The organism is Microbacterium californiense (assembly GCF_047246625.1).
GTDB lineage: Bacteria > Actinomycetota > Actinomycetes > Actinomycetales > Microbacteriaceae > Microbacterium.
Window position 1 is genome coordinate 1,363,537 of the sequence record NZ_JBFOKQ010000001.1, and the last position, 17,811, is coordinate 1,381,347.

The 17,811-nt window shown below is 70.5% G+C and carries 18 protein-coding genes; 10 read left to right on the top strand and 8 right to left on the bottom strand.

Annotated features, from left to right (window positions below; translation table 11 throughout):
• Positions 1–57: 57 nt before the first annotated feature.
• Entirely contained in the window at positions 58–1,155 is a 1,098-nt protein-coding gene (locus AB3M82_RS06480; RefSeq protein WP_412956425.1) for a LacI family DNA-binding transcriptional regulator, read from the bottom strand.
• Between the two features lie 166 nt (positions 1,156–1,321).
• Between AB3M82_RS06480 and AB3M82_RS06485 the strand changes: the two genes are divergently transcribed.
• From AB3M82_RS06485 to AB3M82_RS06505, 5 genes are read left to right on the top strand one after another with little or no spacing between them, the layout of a single operon-like run.
• The gene (locus AB3M82_RS06485; RefSeq protein ID WP_412956427.1) at positions 1,322–2,182 is read left to right on the top strand and encodes an ABC transporter substrate-binding protein; all 861 of its coding nucleotides are present in this window, start codon (positions 1,322–1,324) and stop codon (positions 2,180–2,182) included.
• Between the two features lie 57 nt (positions 2,183–2,239).
• Positions 2,240–3,028 carry an amino acid ABC transporter permease gene (locus AB3M82_RS06490; RefSeq protein WP_412956429.1) on the top strand — a complete coding sequence of 263 codons (789 nt, stop codon included), beginning with the start codon at positions 2,240–2,242 and terminating at the stop codon, positions 3,026–3,028.
• Positions 3,025–3,795 carry an amino acid ABC transporter ATP-binding protein gene (locus AB3M82_RS06495; RefSeq protein WP_412956430.1) on the top strand — a complete coding sequence of 257 codons (771 nt, stop codon included), beginning with the start codon at positions 3,025–3,027 and terminating at the stop codon, positions 3,793–3,795. Before AB3M82_RS06490 ends, AB3M82_RS06495 begins: the two co-directional genes overlap by 4 nt.
• Complete coding sequence (locus AB3M82_RS06500; RefSeq protein ID WP_412956432.1) at positions 3,795–4,841, top strand: Gfo/Idh/MocA family protein; 1,047 nt, start codon at positions 3,795–3,797, stop codon at positions 4,839–4,841. The genes AB3M82_RS06495 and AB3M82_RS06500 overlap by 1 nt, the downstream gene beginning before the upstream one ends.
• A gap of 10 nt (positions 4,842–4,851) precedes the next feature.
• Positions 4,852–6,027: an NAD(P)/FAD-dependent oxidoreductase gene (locus AB3M82_RS06505; protein ID WP_412956433.1), complete on the top strand. Its 1,176-nt coding sequence runs from the start codon at positions 4,852–4,854 to the stop codon at positions 6,025–6,027.
• A gap of 820 nt (positions 6,028–6,847) precedes the next feature.
• Here AB3M82_RS06505 and AB3M82_RS06510 read toward each other — a convergent pair.
• Positions 6,848–7,501: an FMN-dependent NADH-azoreductase gene (locus AB3M82_RS06510; RefSeq protein ID WP_412956434.1), complete on the bottom strand. Its 654-nt coding sequence runs from the start codon at positions 7,499–7,501 to the stop codon at positions 6,848–6,850.
• Positions 7,502–7,580: 79 nt separating this feature from the next.
• On the opposite strand from AB3M82_RS06510, the gene AB3M82_RS06515 reads away from it, so the two are divergent.
• The gene (locus AB3M82_RS06515; protein ID WP_412956435.1) at positions 7,581–7,919 is read left to right on the top strand and encodes a winged helix-turn-helix transcriptional regulator; all 339 of its coding nucleotides are present in this window, start codon (positions 7,581–7,583) and stop codon (positions 7,917–7,919) included.
• Positions 7,920–7,946: 27 nt separating this feature from the next.
• On the opposite strand, the gene AB3M82_RS06520 is transcribed toward AB3M82_RS06515, so the two are convergent.
• The gene (locus tag AB3M82_RS06520) at positions 7,947–9,452 is read right to left on the bottom strand and encodes an SDR family NAD(P)-dependent oxidoreductase (RefSeq protein WP_412956437.1); all 1,506 of its coding nucleotides are present in this window, start codon (positions 9,450–9,452) and stop codon (positions 7,947–7,949) included.
• Between the two features lie 98 nt (positions 9,453–9,550).
• Here AB3M82_RS06520 and AB3M82_RS06525 point away from each other — a divergent pair, with 98 nt between their 5' ends.
• From AB3M82_RS06525 to AB3M82_RS06535, 3 genes are all read left to right on the top strand, one after another.
• On the top strand, positions 9,551–10,024 hold the full coding sequence (locus tag AB3M82_RS06525; protein WP_412956439.1) for a hypothetical protein: 474 nt from the start codon (positions 9,551–9,553) through the stop codon (positions 10,022–10,024).
• Positions 10,025–10,166: 142 nt separating this feature from the next.
• Positions 10,167–11,237, top strand: a complete 1,071-nt coding sequence (locus AB3M82_RS06530) for a M4 family metallopeptidase (protein ID WP_412956441.1) — start codon at positions 10,167–10,169, stop codon at positions 11,235–11,237.
• Positions 11,212–11,529: a hypothetical protein gene (locus AB3M82_RS06535; protein ID WP_412956443.1), complete on the top strand. Its 318-nt coding sequence runs from the start codon at positions 11,212–11,214 to the stop codon at positions 11,527–11,529. The genes AB3M82_RS06530 and AB3M82_RS06535 overlap by 26 nt, the downstream gene beginning before the upstream one ends.
• 4 nt (positions 11,530–11,533) lie before the next feature.
• On the opposite strand, the gene AB3M82_RS06540 is transcribed toward AB3M82_RS06535, so the two are convergent.
• Entirely contained in the window at positions 11,534–12,586 is a 1,053-nt protein-coding gene (locus tag AB3M82_RS06540) for a mechanosensitive ion channel family protein (protein WP_412956444.1), read from the bottom strand.
• A gap of 94 nt (positions 12,587–12,680) precedes the next feature.
• Between AB3M82_RS06540 and AB3M82_RS06545 the strand changes: the two genes are divergently transcribed.
• A complete protein-coding gene (locus AB3M82_RS06545) occupies positions 12,681–12,938 on the top strand; it encodes a hypothetical protein (RefSeq protein WP_412956446.1) in 258 nt (85 codons plus the stop codon).
• 75 nt (positions 12,939–13,013) lie between these two features.
• Here the strand turns inward: AB3M82_RS06545 and AB3M82_RS06550 are convergent, their stop codons facing one another.
• The 4 genes from AB3M82_RS06550 to AB3M82_RS06565 form a co-directional block, all read right to left on the bottom strand.
• Entirely contained in the window at positions 13,014–14,849 is a 1,836-nt protein-coding gene (locus AB3M82_RS06550; RefSeq protein ID WP_412956447.1) for a family 20 glycosylhydrolase, read from the bottom strand.
• A gap of 103 nt (positions 14,850–14,952) precedes the next feature.
• Positions 14,953–15,927, bottom strand: coding sequence for an ROK family protein (locus AB3M82_RS06555; RefSeq protein WP_412956449.1), 975 nt, complete (start codon positions 15,925–15,927; stop codon positions 14,953–14,955).
• A complete protein-coding gene (locus AB3M82_RS06560) occupies positions 15,927–16,841 on the bottom strand; it encodes a carbohydrate ABC transporter permease (RefSeq protein WP_412956451.1) in 915 nt (304 codons plus the stop codon). Before AB3M82_RS06560 ends, AB3M82_RS06555 begins: the two co-directional genes overlap by 1 nt.
• Positions 16,838–17,764 carry a carbohydrate ABC transporter permease gene (locus AB3M82_RS06565; protein ID WP_412956453.1) on the bottom strand — a complete coding sequence of 309 codons (927 nt, stop codon included), beginning with the start codon at positions 17,762–17,764 and terminating at the stop codon, positions 16,838–16,840. Before AB3M82_RS06565 ends, AB3M82_RS06560 begins: the two co-directional genes overlap by 4 nt.
• Positions 17,765–17,811: the final 47 nt, after the last annotated feature.

The following is a 17,811-nucleotide window of genomic DNA, read 5'->3' on the forward strand; positions in this document are numbered from 1 at the left end:
CAGGAACCAGAGGTACGACCCCCGGTCCCTGAGCGAGCGGAGCGAGACGAAGGGCGCTCAGGCCCGCGGCGGGCCGACCGAGCCGCGCTCGATCAGCTGCTGCGGGAGGGTGTGGCGGCGGGCGGGGCCGCCCTCCCCCTCGATCCGTTCGATGAGCAGTCGTGCGGCCAGCGCGCCGAGCTCGCGTTCGGGCTGCGAGATGACGGTGATGCCGGGGTCGGTGACCGACGTCCACGGCGCGTTGTCGAACGCGACGAGTGAGATGTCGTCGGGGATGCGCAGCCCGAGCTCGCGGATCGCGAGGAACGCCTGGATGGCGATGACGCTGTCCGACGCGATGATCGCGGTGACCGCGGGCTCGCCGGTGATGAGGTCGGTGACCATGCGGCCGATGCCGTCGACGTTGGCGCCGAGGCGCACGAACGCGAGCGGATCCTCGATGCCCGCCTCCCGCAGCGCGGTGCCGATGCCGCCGACGCGGTCGTCGATCACCGACGAGGCCAGGCCCGGGCGGAACCGGAGCAGTCCGTCATCCCAGACGGCCCGCGGCGTGACGGGCGCGTCGTCTTCGAGCGTCGAGACGTAGGCGATGCGCCGGTGACCGGCGTCGAGCAGCGCGCGGGCCAGCATCCCGGCGCCCTCGCGGTTCGCGGCGACGACGGCCTCGGCGTCGAAGTCGTACACGAACCGGTCGAAGAACACGACCGGGCGGCCGGCGTCGACGATCGCGGTGTAGTTCGCGGCGCGGATGGAGGATGCCGGGGCGATGAGGAGTCCGTCGACGCGCTTCGACAGCTGCACCTCGATGGCGGTCTCCTCCGCGTCGGGCTGCTCGCTGGAGTTCGAGAGGATCAGGTCGTAGCCCGCGGCTTCGGCCACATCCGCGGCGCCGCGCGTGGCCTGGGCGAAGGCGGGGTTCTCGATGTCGCCGACGATGATGCCGATCGTGCTCGACCGGCCGGTGCTCATGCTGCGCGCCACCTCGTTGGGCCGATAGCCCAGTTCTGCCGCGGCATCCCGCACCTTCTGGCGCACCTTCGCGCTGACCGCGCCGTAGTCGCCGAGCGCTCGGGCGGCGGTCGCCTTGGCCACCCCGGCGCGCAGCGCGACGTCTGCCACCGTCGCGACCCGACGGCCCTCATTCTGCGCACTCACCGGCGGCACCTTCCTTCTCTTCCGCGGCTCCCCAGCATATTGACGAGGTCCTGCGGCGCGTGTACTCTCCTGGAAACACCCAATTGAGACCGGTCTCAATCTACCCGAGATCCGCTCGAGGCTCACGCCTATCGACACAGCAGTCCTTACCGAGAGGAGCCACATCGTGGCCAGAAAGTCCTTCCGCCGCATCGCGGTCGCCGCGGCAGTCGCCGGGGTTCTCGCCCTCACCGCCTGCGGCCAGAGCGGCAGCAGCACCTCGTCCGGCAGCGACGCCGACGACAACCCCTACGGCCTGATCACGCCCGGCCAGATCCGCGTCGCCAGCCTCGGCGACGCCAAGCCCTACACGTTCACCGACGGCAGCGGCGAGTTCACGGGCTTCGACGTCGAGCTCTTCACCGACGTGGCCGAGCGCATCGGCATCGACGACGTCGTGTTCACCGGCCAGGACTTCTCCGGCCTCCTCGCCGCGGTCTCCAACGGCCAGTTCGACGTGGGCGTCGCCGCGATCGGCATCACCGAGGAGCGCGAGAAGACGGTCGACTTCTCCGACGGCTACCTCGCCGGCTACCTCACCGTCATGGCCAGCCCCGACAGCGGCATCACCGACGAGGACAGCCTCGCGGGCAAGCGCCTGGGCGTCGTGCAGGGCACCCTGCAGGAGGCCTACGCGGTGAAGAACTTCACCGACACCGAGCTCGTGCGCTTCCCCGACAACAACGCCGCGATCTCGGCCGTCAACAGCGGCTCCGTCGACGCCCACTTCCTCGACTACGAGGCGGCCAAGGAGTACGCCGAGCAGTACGGACTCGAGAACGCGATCGACATCCCGTCGTTCGACGCCCCCGCCGGTTTCGCGATCGCGAAGGGCAAGGACGAGTTCAAGAAGGCCCTGAACGACGCCCTGCACGAGGCGATGGAGGACGGCACCTGGAAGGAGCTCTACGAGAAGTGGTTCCCGGGCTCCCCGATGCCCGACCAGTACCTGCCCAGCGACGAGCAGGGCGACGGCGACAGCGAGTAATCGCCGCGGCGGGTGCGGAGCATCCTCCTCCGCACCCGCCCACCCGAAGGAGATCCCATGGACTGGCTCGACAACATCATCCGGACGTTCCTCGACTTCGACGCGATGCTGCAGGTGCTCCCGCAGCTGCTCGGCACAGGACTCGTCAACACCCTCATCATCTCGGTCGCCTCGACCGTGCTCGGCATCGTGATCGGCATGATCCTCGCGATCATGGGCGTCTCGCGCACCGCCTGGCTGCGTATCCCCGCCCGTGTCTACACCGACATCTTCCGCGGCCTCCCCGCGATCCTCACCATCCTGCTCATCGGCCAGGGCTTCGCCCGCGCCAGCCAGCAGCTGTTCGGCCCCTCGCCATACCCCCTCGGCATCCTGGCCCTCAGCCTGATCGCCGGCGCCTACATCGGCGAGATCTTCCGTGCCGGCATCCAGAGCGTCGAACGCGGCCAGCTCGAGGCCTGCCGCGCCCTGGGCATGACCTACGGCAGCGCGATGCGCCTCGTCGTGGTCCCGCAGGGCATCCGGCGCGTGCTGCCGGCCCTCGTCAACCAGTTCATCGCGATCGTGAAGGACTCCAGCCTGGTGTACTTCCTCGGGCTGCTGGTCAGCGAGCGCGAGCTGTTCCGCGTCGGACAGGATGCCGCGGTCCTCACCGGCAACCTCTCGCCGCTGGTGCTCGCGGGAATCTTCTATCTCGTGATCACGGTGCCGCTGACGCATCTCGTGAACTACTTCGACAACCGATTCCGCACCGGACGACGCAAGGCGACCCCGCCGAAGAGCGGCCTCGAAGAGGTCCAGCAGCAGTCGCTCAGCCCGGCCCTCGTGCATGGAGAGAACACATGACCTACACCTCGCCCCTCCCCGTCACCGACGGACGCTTCTACGAGGGCTCCCGACTGCAGATCGAGAACCTCGTGATGGCGTACGGCGACGTCGACGTGGTCCGCGACGTCTCGATCACCGTCGAGCCCGGCACCACGACGTGCATCATCGGACCGTCCGGGTCCGGCAAGTCCACCCTCCTGCGGGGCGTGAACCGCCTGCACGAGCCGAAGGCGGGCCGCGTGACCCTCGCCGACGACGACGCGCTGCGGCTGAAGCCCGACGTGCTCCGCCGCCGGGTGGGACTCGTCTTCCAGCACTTCAACCTCTTCCCCGACCACACCGCGCTCGACAACGTGGCGCTCGCGCTGCGCAACGTCAAGCGGATGTCGAAGGGGGAGGCGCAGCGGATCGCGCTCGCCCGTCTTACCGAGGTGGGCCTCGCGGAGCGCGCCGACCACCGCCCGCGCGACCTCTCCGGCGGGCAGCAGCAGCGCGTCGCGATCGCCCGGGCCCTCGCCATGGAGCCCGAGGTCATGCTGTTCGACGAGGCCACGAGTGCGCTCGACCCAGAGCTGGTGAAGGGCGTGCTCAACCTCATGGCCGAGCTCGCCCAGCGCGGCATGACCATGCTCGTCGTCACGCACGAGATGGGCTTCGCCCGCAAGGTCGCCGACCAGGTGGTCTTCATGGACGAGGGCAAGGTCGTCGAGTCGGGCACGCCGGACGAGATCTTCGACGCTCCGAAGAGCGATCGGCTGCGGCTGTTCCTCTCCGAGGTGCTGTGATGGTCATCCGCACCGCGATCCTCGGCTTCGGCACCGCGGGACGCCTGTTCCACGCCCCGTTCCTCGCCGCCGACCCGGCCTTCCGCATCGATGCGATCGTCACGAGCGATCCTGATCGTGCCGGGAAGGCTCAGCAGGAGCACCCGCAGGCCCGCATCCTCCCCGACGCCGACGCGCTCTGGGCGGATGCCGGGGCCTTCGACCTCGTCGTCGTCGCGTCGCCCAGCGGCAGCCACCGCGCGCACGTCGAGACGGCACTCCGCGCCGGGCTGCACGTCGTCGTCGACAAGCCGTTCGTGGCGGACGCCGCGGAGGGCGAGGCGCTCATCGAGCTCGCCCGCACACAGGGCCGCATGCTCACGGTGTTCCAGAACCGGCGCTGGGACGGCGACTTCCTCACTCTCCGTGCGCTCGTCGAGTCGGGCCGGCTGGGCGAGGTGCGTCGCTTCGAGTCGCGGTTCACGTGGTGGAAGCCCGAGATCAAGAAGGGGTGGAAGGCGCAGGCGACCGTGGCGGATGCCGGCGGCATCCTGTTCGACCTCGGTCCCCACCTCATCGACCAGGCCCTGCAGCTGTTCGGTCCCGCACGCGTCGTGTACGCCGAGGTCGACCGGCTGCGGGAGGGCGTCGTGGCCGACGACGACGTGTTCGTGGCTCTCGAGCACGAGTCGGGGGTGCGCTCGCACCTCTGGATGAGCGCCGTCTCCCCGACCTCCGGCCCGCGCTTCCGCGCGCTGGGCTCCGAGAAGGCGTACACCTCATGGGGGCTCGACGGGCAGGAGCCGGCGCTCGTCGCCGGTGAACGCCCCGGCGACCCCGGATTCGGCGAGACGCCTCCCGACCGATGGGGCACCGTCGGCGTCGGCGACGAGATCGAGACCGTGCCCACCGAGAAGGGCGACTACGGCCGCTTCTACACCGGCGTCGCCGCCGCCATCACCGAGGGCGCGCCCGCCCCGGTCGACCCGGCGGATGCCGTCGCCGGACTCCGCCTGATCGCCGACGCCCACGCGGCGGCCGCCTCTGCCACAACGATGAGCAAGTAAGGAAGAACGAATGTCTGAAACCGGATCCCAGCAGGTCGTCGTCATCGGCGGCGGCATCCTCGGGGTGTCCACGGCCGCGCACCTGGCGCGCGCCGGCGCCGCCGTCACCCTCGTGACCGCGGGCTCGCTCGCCGACGGGGCGTCGGGCCGCTCGATCGCCTGGCTGAACTCGTCGGGCGACCGCTCCTCGGCCTACCACTACCTGCGCCTCATCGCACTGGACCGCTACCGCACCTGGGCGGCGAGCCGCCCCGACAGCAGCGAGTACCTCCGTTTCGACGGTGCGCTCAAGTGGGCGAAGCCCGGTGAGAGCTACCGTGCCACGTTCGACTTCGAGCGCTCGGTGGGCTACGACTCGGTCTGGGTGGAGCGGGCAGGCGTCGCGCGCATCGCGCCCGACGTGAACGCGGATGCCGTCGCCGAGGAGGGCGCCATCTTCAACCCCGGCGAAGGCTGGGTGAACATGCCCCACCTGATCGCGGCGCTCGTCGCCGAGGCCCGTGCCGACGGAGCGACAGTCATCGAGAATGCGGGCGACGCGCGCGTCTCGGTGAAGGACGGATCGGTCGCCGGGGTCGCCCTGGGCGACGGCACGCTCGTCCCCGCCGACCGCGTCGTGCTCGCGACCGGTCCCGCGGTGCCGGCCCAGCTCGCGGAACTCGGGGTCATCGTGCCCGACGCCTCGCCCGCCGCCTTCGTGCTGTTCACCGACCCGGTCGACGTCGAGGTGCGTACCGTGCTCAACACGCCGCGGGTTGCGGTGCGGCCCACGCCGGACCGCCGACTCGTGCTCGACGCCGGCTGGGCCGAGGAGTCCATCGTCGTCGGAGACGACGGCTCGATCACCGTGCCCGACGAATCGGTCCAGGGCCTGCTCGACGAGGCGTCGAAGGTGCTCGCCGGAGCCCCGGCGCTCACCGCCTCGCGCGTCGGCGCCGGGTGGAAGCCGATCCCCGGAGACGGCGAGCCCGTCGCCGGTCCCGTCCCCGGCATCGAGGGTCTCTACACGCTGTTCACGCACTCCGGTGCGACGCTCGGCCTGATCCTCGGCGAGCTCGCAGCCGAAGAGGTGCTGACCGGACGGCCCGCCCCGGTGCTCGAGGCGTTCCGCATCGAGCGCTTCGGTCAGCAGGACCTGCCGGCGACGGTCGGCACCGACGCCTGGTCCCCCGTCGCGGAGTCCTGAGCCGGGGTCTGCGTCTACGGAGACCTGCCGGGTGCAGGGAGGAACGCTTCGGCGCCTCCCTGCACCCGGTTTCGTTCCCCGGTCCCTGAGCGAGCGCAGCCACCCCCGGCGTCTGAGCGAGCGCAGCCACCCCCGGCTCCTGAGCGAGCGCAGCGACCCGCGGTTCCTGAGCGAGCGCAGCGACCCGCGGTTCCTGAGCGAGCGCAGCGAGACGAAGGGCCGCGCATATTGGCGGCGGCTGGCGCCTCATTCGCGCTGGCCCACCGCTCTGCGCGTCTGTTCGATCATCAAGGCGGCTGCGTGCACGAACCCGAGGTGGTCGCTGAACGATGCCGGTCGTTCCCGACGTATGAGAATCGGCTCAGCGACTGGGGTCGCACGAGCAGGCCGCGCCACCGATCGGGCTGCACCCGCGTGCCCGTCGCGGTGTCATAGTCATCGGATGCTTCCGAACGCGTCAGCCGACCGAGAGCGTCATAGGAGTACGCGTGACCCAGCGTCTCGACCGTTTGCGGGTCGGGCCCTTCGTCAGGCTCGCCGCATGCAAACAAATTCGGACCCGCGTCTCGCGCCATCGAATCCGCATCAGTCGAAGTCGACCAAACGAACCCTATGCGGTAGCCCCTGATTCGTACGAGAGATGCTCACGAAAGGAGGTCGCCGCCCCGGCGAAATCATGAATTGATAGTGGGCCATTCGCTAGAACCGAGACCAAATTTGGCTCCAGGAGTGAACTCGCACGTTCTGTTGTTCCGTCACGGGTACGGCGACAGGAAGTGCGGCGGGAGGATGCCGTGCGGGGTGGCGGGGAGCGCGGGCGTCAGGCGACGTTGCCGCGGAGCGCGGCGATCTCCTGGCCGTAGATGCGGGCCTCGGCCTCGGCGTTCTCCTTGAGCTCGCGAGCCATGTCGGCGAACGCGTCGAGGGCCGGGTTCACTCCGACGAGCGTGAACGGACGCTGGACGACGCGGAGGTCGAGCCCCCAGACGTCCTCGAGCACGCGGCGGAGCCAGCCGGTCGAGTGGTCCCAGCCCTCCTTCGGGGTACCGGGGGCGTAGTTGCCGCCGAGCACCGTCACGAGCGTCGCCGGCTTGCCGCGCAGCGCGGTGCCGGTCGGGTCGATGCGGGGATCGGTGTAGGCGAGGTCGAACGACGTCTTGAAGTGCTGCGAGACGCCGTAGTTGTACAGCGGCACGGCGAACAGGAGCGCGTCCGCGCCGATCAGCTCGTCGGCGAGCGTCGTCGCCAGGGCTCGCGCGTCGTTCTGGGCAGGGGTGCGCTGGGTCTCGTCAACGAAGCCGCCGGTGACGGCATCCGCCCACGCCGTCGCGGGGATCGGGTCGGCGGCCAGGTCGCGCCGCGTGACGTTCGAGTCCGGGTGGGACGCCGTCCACTCGGCTTCGACGAGGTCGGCGAGCGCGCGGCTGGCGGACGACGCGGGAAGGATGCTGGCATCCAGGCGGAACAGGGACATGGGCCTACCTCTCGCTTTTTTGTAGTCGCTACTTTTTTCTTAGCGACGCTGATTAATGTAGCACGGGTAGGATGGGCGAATGGCCGAGATCGAGGAGGAGCGTCACGTCTGCGACGCCGCCGTGACCCTGGCCTTCAGCGTGCTCGGCAAACGGTGGAACGGCATGATCGTGTCGTCCCTCGGCGCCGGCCCGTCGACGTTCGTCGCCCTGCGCCGCGCCGTCGCCGGCATCAGCGACACCGTGCTGTCGGATCGACTCGGCGAGCTCTCCGACGCCGGACTCGTCGCCCGCACCGTCGACGCGGGTCCGCCGGTCACCGTCTCGTACGCGCTGACCCCGAGCGGGGAGGGACTGCTCCCGATCCTCGACCAGCTCGGCACCTGGGCCTCCGCGAACCTCGAGGTCCGCGCCCGCTGAGGTAGACGCCCCTCACGGCATCCGGCGTCACCAGGGGCTGGGCTCGTAGTCCTTGAGGAAGACGCCGTGGATGTCCTCGCCGGCCTCGCCGCGCACGATGGGGTCGTACACCCGGGCGGCGCCGTCGACCAGGTCGAGCGGGGCGTGGAACCCCTCCTCGGCGAGACGCACCTTCGTGTAGTGCGGGCGCTCGTCGGTGATCCAGCCGGTGTCGACGGCGGTCATGAGGATGCCGTCCTTCTCGAGCATCTCGCCGGCGCTGGTGCGCGTGAGCATGTTGAGCGCGGCCTTCGCCATGTTGGTATGCGGATGCCCCGGCCCCTTGTACCGGCGGGAGAATTGACCCTCCATGGCCGAGACGTTCACCACGTACTTGCGGTGCGCGCTCGACGCGGCCATCGAGGCGCGCAGGCGGCTGATCAGCAGGAACGGCGCGGTCGTGTTCGCCAGCTGCACCTCGAGCATCTCGAGCGGGTCGACCTGGTCGACCGACTGCACCCAGCTGTTGACGCGGTTCACGTCGGGCACGAGTCCGCCCGCATCGATCGCGGTGCCGTCGGCGTGCTTCTCGAGCGACGACGAGCCGGGGGCCATGGCCAGACGGGCGAGGTCTTCGGCGGTGAGCGCCTGTCCGCCCTGCTCGGCGACGGTTCCGCCGAGGGCCGCGACCGAGAGCAGCGGGTGCGCGTCGACCGACGCCTGCAGCGCCTGCGGGTGCGGGTCGGCGGTGTGGCCGAAGGTCTCCATCTCGGGGAGCGGTCCGTCGGGGAGGGGCTGCAGCTCGGCATCCGCCAGCAGCGAGTACGCCCCGGGCGAGCGCCGCACCGTCTGCGCGGCGTTGTTGATCAGGATGTCGAGGGGTCCCTGCGCCGCGACCGAGTCGGCGAGGCCGATCACCTGGGCCGGGTCGCGCAGGTCGATGCCGACGACCCTCAGGCGGTGCAGCCAGTCCCCCGCGTCGGGCAGCGCCGAGAAGCGGCGCACGGCGTCACGCGGGAAGCGGGTGGTGATGGTGGTGTGGGCGCCGTCGCGCAGCAGGCGCAGCGCGATGTGCATGCCGATCTTCGCGCGGCCCCCGGTGAGCAGCGCGCGCTTGCCGGTGAGGTCGGTGCGTGCGGTGCGCTTGCCGTGGCTGAAGCGCGCGCAGTCCGGGCAGAGCTGGTGGTAGAACGCGTCGACCATCGTGTACGGCTGCTTGCAGATGTAGCAGTTGCGGGGCTTGAGCAGCTCGCCGGCGATGGGGGCGTCGACGCTCGTGGCGAGGTCGATGCCGCGGGTCTCGTCGTCGATGCGGTCGGGCGCCCCGGTGGCGGTGCGGGCGACGACGGCCTTGTCGGCCTCGGCGATCGCGTCGCGGATCTCCTTGCGGCGCACGCGCTTGACGGCCTTGAACATCGCCGCGGTCGCGTGGCGCACGGCGATGAAGTCGGGATGCTCGTTGTCGATCTCGTGCAGCTCGGCCAGCACGCGCAGGGTGGTGGCGAGGTCGTCCGGATCGATACCGGCGCCGAGGTCGGGAGTCGCGTCGGTCATTGTGCCGATTTTACGCGAGCGAGCTGGGCGTTCACCGCCGCGGTCGAGGAGTGGCGGACGCCCTCGACCCGGGACCGCTCGCCGGGCACAATGTGTTCATGGTCACCGATGATCCGCACGTCCTGGGCGACGGGCTGCTTCCGACGCCGTTCACGGCCGCCGAGATCTGCGCGGCGACCGGGGCGGGGAAGACCATCACCCTGTTCGTGGAATCTCCGGACGGCTCGACGCACGAGCGTGTCAACCGCTTCCATACGACGGATGCCGAGGGTGCCACGCTCGACGCCTGGTTCGCCGACAACCCCGGCGACGTGGTCTCGAGCCGCGTGACCTGGCGGGAGCTGCAGGAGCACGCGGCCTTTCCCGCCGACCACACCACGGTCTCGACGGAGGCGCTCGACCTCCCGCTGGGCCGGGTGGAGTGCCGGCGCTACGACATCGCCGACGCCCCCGGCGCGCCGGTGGAGACGTACTGGTTCTCTCCCGCGCACCCCGGCATGCCGGTGCGGTACGAGGTGCCGCTCGACGGCGGCATCCTCCGGACGACCGTGCGGAGGATCGAGCCCTCCTGACTCCGGTCGCCCGGAACCTCGCAGCTCTGCGGCACTTCGCACCTTTTCCGGCTCGCGTCTGCGAGATCCTGCCGATCTGCGAACTCCCGCCGATCTGCGGATGCCGGAGCCCGACGTCCGTGGCCGGGCGTAGGGTCTGAGCATGAGCAGCCCACAGTCCGCACGACGTCACGGGGTCGTCCCGTCGTACATGCTCGCGCGCCTCGCGGCGTCCGGGCGCTTCCCCAAGGCGGCCGCGGCCGCGCGTCAAACCTTGACGGCCGGTCGCCCGCCCTTCCGGGCGCGCATCGACCTGTCGATCGACGAGAACGGCGCGCTGGTCGCCGAGGTGTCGGATGCCCCGAACCGCACGATCAGCGACGCCGGCAACACGCAGGAGCTCCCCGGCGCGGTGGTGCGCACCGAAGACGACGGCCCGGTCGACGACACAGCGGTCAACGAGGCCTTCGACGGGCTCGGCGCGACGTTCGAGATGCTGCTGTCCGCCTTCCACCGCAACTCGCTCGACGATGCCGGCGCCCCGCTCGATGCCACGGTGCACTACGGCGTCGACTACGACAACGCGTTCTGGGACGGGCAGCGCATGGTGTTCGGCGACGGCGACGGCGAGGTGTTCCGCGGGTTCACCGGGTCGCTCACGGTGATCGGCCACGAGCTCGCGCACGGCGTCGTGCAGCACACCGCGAACCTCGAGTACCAGGGTCAGCCCGGTGCGCTGAACGAGTCGGTGGCCGACGTCATGGGGGCACTGACCGAGCAGTTCGCCCTGGGGCAGACCGCCGATCAGGCGATGTGGCTCATCGGGGCCGAGATCTTCACCGAGGCCGTGCAGGGCCGCGCGCTGCGCTCGATGATCGAGCCCGGCACCGCGTACGACGACGACGAGCTGGGCAAAGACCCGCAGCCCGCCCACATGAGCGACTTCGTGCGCACGACCGAAGACAACGGCGGGGTGCATATCAACTCCGGCATCCCCAACCGCGCCTTCGCGGTGTTCGCGCTCGACCTCGGCGGCAACGCCTGGGAGACGGCGGGCACGGTCTGGTACCGCGCACTGACGAGCGGTCTCTCGGCCCAGGCGACGTTCGTGGAGTTCGCCGACGCGACGCTGTCCGCCGCCGCCGCGATCGACACCGCGACGGCCGATGCCGCTCGACGCGCGTGGACGACCGTGGGAGTCTATGCAGATGAGCGAGTCCCCGCAGCAGACTGAGCCGGAGTCCTCGGCTCTCGTCGTCATCGCGGTGGTGCGGTCGGGCGGCATCGCCGGGGTCCCCCGACGATGGCGGGTCGAGGCGAGCGCCGACGGGGCGGCCGACTGGATCGACCGCATCGACCGGTGCCCCTGGGATGCCGAGATCGAGAGCAGTCCCGGGGCGGACCGCTTCCAGTGGACGATCCGCGCGCGGACCCCCTCGGAGCGGCGCGAGCGCGAGATCCCCGACGGCGCCCTCTCCGGGCCCTGGCTCGACCTCGTCGAGGCCGTCCGCGCGGCATCGAGCTGAGACCTCAGACCGGGAGCGACGCCTGCTCGACGGCGATCCGCGTCCGCGGCAGTGCCTCGGGGTGGTTCTGCTGCAGCCAGGTCATCATCTTCTCGCGCACCTCGCACCGCAGATCCCACTGGTCCGACGAGTCCTTCGACGACATGACGAAGCGCACCGTCACGAATCCGCCCTGCGAATCGGTGACGGCCGCGCTGGACGACCGTCCGTCCCAGAACGGCGACGCCTGCACGATGCGCTCGAACTGCGCGCGGACCTCGTCCATCGGCAGATGCCAGTCGAGATCCATGAACACGGTGCCGAGGATGGCATCCGACCGGCGCGTCCACGTCTCGATCGGGGTCGTCGTGAAGTAGCTGCACGGCACCACGAGACGCCGCTCGTCCCAGATGTACACGACCACGTACGACAGGTTGATCTCGCCGATCGTGCCCCACTCGCCTTCGACCACGACGACGTCGCCGACCCGGATGGCATCGGTGAATGCCACCTGCACGCCGGCGATGAGGTTGCCCAGGATCGACTGCGCCGCGAGACCCGCGATGATGCTGACGATGCCGGCCGAGGCCAGCAGGCTCGTGCCGACGGCCCGCATCTCGGGGAACGTGAACAGCACCGCTCCGAGGGCCAGGACGGCGATGGTCACGAGCACGAGCCGGTGGATCACCAGCAGCTGCGTGCGCCGGCGACGGGCGTGCGGGCCGACCCGCACCGCCTCCTCGCGGGCCATGAGTCCCTCGAAGCCGAACGACGCCAGCGCGCCGAGCAGCCAGGCCCCGACGAGGATCGTCGCGATGAGGAACAGCCGCGACACCGCCGGCCACCCGTCCGTCTGCGCCGGCTCCGTCGCCGCGCACGCGATCCAGATCGCGACGACGGCGACCGTCGCGAGCATCGACGCGCGCGCCCGGCGGGCGAGTTCCCGCACCCCGCCGACCTTGCGGCTCACGAGAGCCACGGCAAGCGCCAGCAGCGCGACGACGCTCGCCGCCACGACGAGCGCGATGCCGATGGCTGCGGCGGTTCCGATCCAGGAGTCCCAGGTGAAAGCGGCCATCGTTCCACCGTAGGACGACGCGCCTGTCCGCGACCTGGATGCCGGAGCGGATGCCCTCGGCCCGCGGCTCCCGCGGTGGAGGGAGAATGTCGGCATGGGACTGTTCCAACAGCGGCCGGAAGAAGAAGAGAAGCAGTGGGCCGGGCTCCCCTCCGAGCCCCGCGAGCGTGACGGCGTCGCCGATCTCGACACCGCTGCTCCGGTCGATCCGCTGACGCTCGGATTCGGGGCGGCGACCAGCTCGATCGTCTTCCCCGTCGCCCCACCGCCGCCCGCCGCCTCCTCCGTCGAAGATTCCGAGCCGGAGCCCGAGCGCGACCCCGGACCCGACACCGAGCTCGAGACGGACTAGCCCCCGCTTCCCAGGGCCGCCCGTCCGTCCCGAACGCTACGTTAGAAGCCGCGTCATTTCGTATACCTCAGCGACTTAATCGACGTCGGAGGACGCTCGTCCCGCCTCCGCGGCCCGACGCTCGAGACGGCGGCGCAGCGGTGCGAGCTTGGCGACCGCGTCGTCCAGTCCACCCGGACGCGCCCGGCGCAGCCACGCCGTCCGCTGTCGCACGAGCAGCTCGTCGAGAGCATCCCGCAGCTGTGCGGCGGCGCGCGGCTCGAGGGCGTTCAGACCGTCCTTTCCGAGCGACAGCACCTCGGCGCCGAGCAGGGCGAGGTCGATCGCCAGCTCGAGCTCCTCGATCGCGATGCGTCCGTCCGCGGCGGCGGGCGCGGCGCCGACGAGCAGCGCCCGCGCGGTCCGCAGGTGCTCCTCGGCGCGGGCGATCCCCTCCGGCGCCGGCCACGACGCGGCCGGGATCTCACCCGCGCGCCAGAGCACGGTGAAGAGCTGGCTCGCGTTGAGCAGCGGCGACGCCAGGGCGTCCGCCGCGCGTCCGGCCTCGACGATCGCCTCGCCGAAGCGTCCGCTCTCGTCGCCGAACGCGATGTCGTTGCTCAGCTCCGCCATGTCGAGGTCGGCGTTCGCGTCGAGGGACCACGACACTGCCCCGCCGAACAGCAGGGGGGCGAAGGAGACCGTGGGCGGCTCCAGGGATCCGTGGTCGCCCCACTGCGTGTTGAGGTACCCCCGGGCACCGGTCTCGAGGCCGGCCCGGGCCACGTCGATCAGGTTGTCGACGGCGTTGTCGATGCGCCCGACGAAGGACTGCCACGTGCTCGTCCCGGGTGCGAGCCAGAACGGCTCGCCGGACTCCACGAGCGCCGTCGCGCGCCCGCGCGCCCCGGCACGCGTCGCCTCGACGTCGAAGGCGATCGCCTCCCACTTCGCCCGCAGCTCGTCGTCGGCGCCGTCGATCACTGCCGAGCTGAGCTGCGGCCCGTCGTACTGCCAGACCACGGGCACGGCGTTCTGGGGCACGCGGCCCATCAGCTCGGGATGCTCGGCGAAGATGTCGGCCCAGAACTCGACGTGGTAGCCCTCGGCGGTGAGCTGCTCGAGCAGGTAGCGCACGTACTCGAAGTACACCTCGCCGCTGCCCCGCTCGGCGACGAGCTGCGCCGACGCCCCCTGCCCGAGCTCGAAGGGCTCGTCGGCGCCGATGTTGATCTTGCCGCTGCTCGCGGTCGCCGCGATCTCGCGCAGCAGCCCGAGGGCGAAGTCGGCGTTCTCGCGGGTGGGCTGGAGGGTGGCCGCCGCGCGGTGCTCGAAGCCCCAGACGTACCCGCCGGGCGTCTCGGAGCGGTGGCTGTAGGCGTCGTGGCGCAGCCAGCGCTCCATGTGGCCGAGGCAGTTGACCGAGGGGACGAAGTCGATGCCGCGGGCGACGCACTGCGCGTCGAACCAGCGCAGGTCGTCGACCGTGAAGGGCGAGGCGTCCTGCCAGACCACATCGTGGCCGCGATAGGCGAACGTGTGCTCGATGTAGAGCTCGAAGTGGTTGAGGCGGGCCCGCTCGGCCAGGTCGAGGTAGCGCAGGAGGGTCGCGCGGGTCGGCACCCGATCGCGGCTGACGTCGAGCATGTAGCCGCGCACGGCGAAGTCCGGGTGGTCCGCGATCTCGACGACGTACGCGGAGAAGGAGGGGTGCGCGCGCAGCTGGTCGAGTGTCGACAGGCCGTAGCGCAGACCGCGCTGATCGGCATGGGCGAGGAGGATGCCGTCGGCCGAGGTCCGCAGGCGATACCCCTCCGCGGGTAGCCCCTCGTCGAGGATGACCTCGAGCGGCGCGTCGACGGCCGCGCCCGCTCCCGGGGTGGCCGTGGCGGCACGCGGTCGGGGGAACAGCGATCCCAGCAGGTCGATCATCTTCGTCCTCTTCCCTGGTGCCCGATGCGGGCGAGCACCCTCTGATCTTGTGTGCGTCCCTGCCGCCGTCGGAGGTACTCGTCGACCGCCGCAGCCGCGCCGCTCACGCGCGCAGGCGCGCCGCTCCGCGCGCCGGGAGATCCGCCAGCTCGGGCGCGAGCATCACGCGCTCGTCCAGCCGGAGGGATTCCAGGAAGGGCGAGACGGCCGCCATGTCGCGCAGAGCCGAGCGCACGGCGTCGAGAAGCGGCTGACCGGCGTTGGCCACCCCGCCCATGAGGATCACGCGCTCGGGGTCGAGCGACAGCATCACCATGCGGATGCCGATCGCCAGGGCCCCCGCGAGACGATCGACGGCGGAGCGCGCCGCGGCGTCGCCCTCCTCGGCACGGGCGAACATCTGCTTGACCGACACGGTCGACCCGTCGGCGAGCTGAGGGCGGGTGACGGCGGATCCCGAGGCGTACTGCTCGAGGCATCCGCGCTGGCCGCACTTGCAGACCGGGCCCTCGGGGTCGATCGGAATGTGCCCGATCTCGCCGGCGACCCCCTGCGCTCCGCGCCAGACGCGGCCGTGGATGACGAGGCCGGCGGCGAGTCCTGTTCCGCTCGAGATCACGGCGGCCGAGCGCTCGCCCAGACCGAGCGCGTGCGCCACCCCGAGGGCTGCGGCGTTGACGTCGTTCTCCACGTGCACGCGACCGGGGCGGCCCAGGCGGGCGCCCACCGCCTCGACGATGTCGAACGGCTGGTCGATGCCGAGGTTGACCGCGTGGGCGACGACGCCGGTGTCCGGGTCGACCACCCCGGGGATGCCGATGCCGACATCGCGGATGCGGCGGATGTCGATGCCCGTCTGGTCGAGGAGCGAGGCCACGACCTCCTCGATCGTGTCGAGCACGCCGCTCTCGGTCGGGCGCGTGCGCGTGCGCGCGCCGGCGAGGATCTCCCCGTCGGCGTCGGTCACGACACCGCGCACCTTGGTGCCGCCGACGTCGAGACCGATCGCGTACTCCGGGACCGGCAGGGGATCGGCCGGCGGGTCCAGGAGCGTCGCCCCCGTGTCGAGTGCCACCATCAGCCCTTCACCGCGCCGCCGACGAGACCGGTGGCCATGCGTCCCTGGACGATGAGGAAGACGATGATCACCGGGATGGCGATCAGCGCGGAGCCGGCCATGATCCCGCCCCAGTCGGTGGCCTCGTAGCTGACGTTGAAGCGTCGCAGCCACAGCGGCAGCGTCGCGGCGGCGTTGTCCTTCATGATGACGAGGGCGAGGGTGTACTCGTTCCACGCAGACAGGAACGCGAAGATGCTCGAGGCGACGAGTCCCGGGGCGAGCAGGGGCAGGGTCACGCGCGTGAAGGCCCCGAAGCGGGAGAGCCCGTCGACCTGCGCGGCCTCTTCGAGCTCGTACGGGATTCCGTCGATGAAGCCCTTGAGCATCCAGATGGTGATCGGGATGCTGTGACCGGCGTAGAGCAGGGCGAGGCCGAGTGCGCTGTTGATGAGGTCCCAGCTGTCCATCATGCGGTACTGGGAGATGAACATCGCCTCGGCGGGGATCATCTGGATCACCAGGATCGTGACGATGATCGCGCCCTTGCTGCGGAACCGGAACCGGCTCACCGCGGCGGCCGCGAGGATCGCGGTGACCACCGACATGCCGACGGCCAGCACCGTCACGGTGGCCGACATCCCCATCGCGCTCCAGAACGTCTGGTCGCCGAGGACGCGGCCGAAGTTGCCCGTGAAGAACGACGACGGGAAGAGCGTGACGCCCGAGCCGTACAGCTCGTCGTCGGTCTGCAGAGAGGAGTTGATCATCCAGTAGATCGGGAAGATCCACAGCAGCGAGAACAGCACCGCGATGATCGTGAAGACGGTGCGCTGTGCACGCGACCGGGGAGACCGACGTGCGCGGATCGGCCGTCGGTTGGTGACGACCGCCACGGTGGTGGCTTCCGTGGGGGGTGCGGAGGTGAGAGTCATGCCTGAGTCGCATTCTTGAGAAGCTGGCGGACGTATCCGGCGGTGAGCGCGAGCGTGAGGACCAGCATGATCATCGCGACCGCGGATCCCTGGCCGTAGTTGCCCTGGCCGAGACCGATCTCGTAGATGTAGGTGCCCAGCACGTTGGTCTCGCTGGTGACCCCGCCCGCATCCTGCAGGACGGAGATCTGGGTGAAGACGCGGAGATCCCAGATGATCTGGAGCATCCCGACGAGGAAGAGGACGGGGGCGATCATCGGCATGGTGACCGAGAAGAAGCGTCGGAAGGGTCCGGCGCCGTCGAGGTGCGCGGCCTCCATCACGCTCTCGTCGAGCTGCGTGACCGAGGCGTAGACCATGAACATCACCAGGGGCACGGAGCCCCAGATCACCACGGCGCCGGCGATGACGAAGAACGATCCCGGCTCGAGCAGCCACGCGTAGTTGTGGAACTGCTCGAACCCGAGCGCGACCAGCACCGTGTTGACGACGCCGTTGCGGGTGTTGAACAGCCACTGCCAGACGGTGAGCGACGACAGGTGCGGCATCGCCCAGGCGAGGAGCATCGCGACCTGCAGCAGCACGCGGGCCGGAGTGGGGATCTTGGTCATGAGCAGCGCGGCGAGGACGCCGAGCACCATGGTGAGCGTGGCGACGATCGCGCAGAAGACGATCGAGCGGATCATCACGCCCCAGAACACCGGGTCGCTCAGCACGCGCACGTAGTTGTCGAGAGCGATCCACTCCGCCGGCTGCCCGAACTGCTGGGCGAGCCCGAACTTCTGGAACGACATGAAGAACTGCGTGACGAGCGGATAGCCCTGGGTCACCAGCACGATCGCGATCGCCGGCAGGCCCAGCCAGAGCGGGAGCAGCTGGCGGCGGCGGATCGCCGGGCGCCGGGAGGAGACGGTTGTCGACATGCGGAATGGCTCTCTCGTAGATCGGGGTGCCGGCGCGGACGCCGGCA

Bases quoted from the DNA above. Each gene is read 5' to 3' on its own strand.
- AB3M82_RS06530 (WP_412956441.1), top strand. From the start codon at position 10,167: ATGAGCAGCCCACAGTCCGCACGACGTCACGGGGTCGTCCCGTCGTAC.
- AB3M82_RS06515 (WP_412956435.1), top strand. From the start codon at position 7,581: ATGGCCGAGATCGAGGAGGAGCGTCACGTCTGCGACGCCGCCGTGACC.
- AB3M82_RS06540 (WP_412956444.1), bottom strand. From the start codon at position 12,586: ATGGCCGCTTTCACCTGGGACTCCTGGATCGGAACCGCCGCAGCCATC.
- AB3M82_RS06510 (WP_412956434.1), bottom strand. From the start codon at position 7,501: ATGTCCCTGTTCCGCCTGGATGCCAGCATCCTTCCCGCGTCGTCCGCC.
- AB3M82_RS06545 (WP_412956446.1), top strand. From the start codon at position 12,681: ATGGGACTGTTCCAACAGCGGCCGGAAGAAGAAGAGAAGCAGTGGGCC.
- AB3M82_RS06555 (WP_412956449.1), bottom strand. From the start codon at position 15,927: ATGGTGGCACTCGACACGGGGGCGACGCTCCTGGACCCGCCGGCCGAT.
- AB3M82_RS06565 (WP_412956453.1), bottom strand. From the start codon at position 17,764: ATGTCGACAACCGTCTCCTCCCGGCGCCCGGCGATCCGCCGCCGCCAG.
- AB3M82_RS06560 (WP_412956451.1), bottom strand. From the start codon at position 16,841: ATGACTCTCACCTCCGCACCCCCCACGGAAGCCACCACCGTGGCGGTC.
- AB3M82_RS06500 (WP_412956432.1), top strand. From the start codon at position 3,795: ATGGTCATCCGCACCGCGATCCTCGGCTTCGGCACCGCGGGACGCCTG.
- AB3M82_RS06535 (WP_412956443.1), top strand. From the start codon at position 11,212: ATGAGCGAGTCCCCGCAGCAGACTGAGCCGGAGTCCTCGGCTCTCGTC.
- AB3M82_RS06520 (WP_412956437.1), bottom strand. From the start codon at position 9,452: ATGACCGACGCGACTCCCGACCTCGGCGCCGGTATCGATCCGGACGAC.
- AB3M82_RS06495 (WP_412956430.1), top strand. From the start codon at position 3,025: ATGACCTACACCTCGCCCCTCCCCGTCACCGACGGACGCTTCTACGAG.
- AB3M82_RS06525 (WP_412956439.1), top strand. From the start codon at position 9,551: ATGGTCACCGATGATCCGCACGTCCTGGGCGACGGGCTGCTTCCGACG.
- AB3M82_RS06550 (WP_412956447.1), bottom strand. From the start codon at position 14,849: ATGATCGACCTGCTGGGATCGCTGTTCCCCCGACCGCGTGCCGCCACG.
- AB3M82_RS06490 (WP_412956429.1), top strand. From the start codon at position 2,240: ATGGACTGGCTCGACAACATCATCCGGACGTTCCTCGACTTCGACGCG.
- AB3M82_RS06505 (WP_412956433.1), top strand. From the start codon at position 4,852: ATGTCTGAAACCGGATCCCAGCAGGTCGTCGTCATCGGCGGCGGCATC.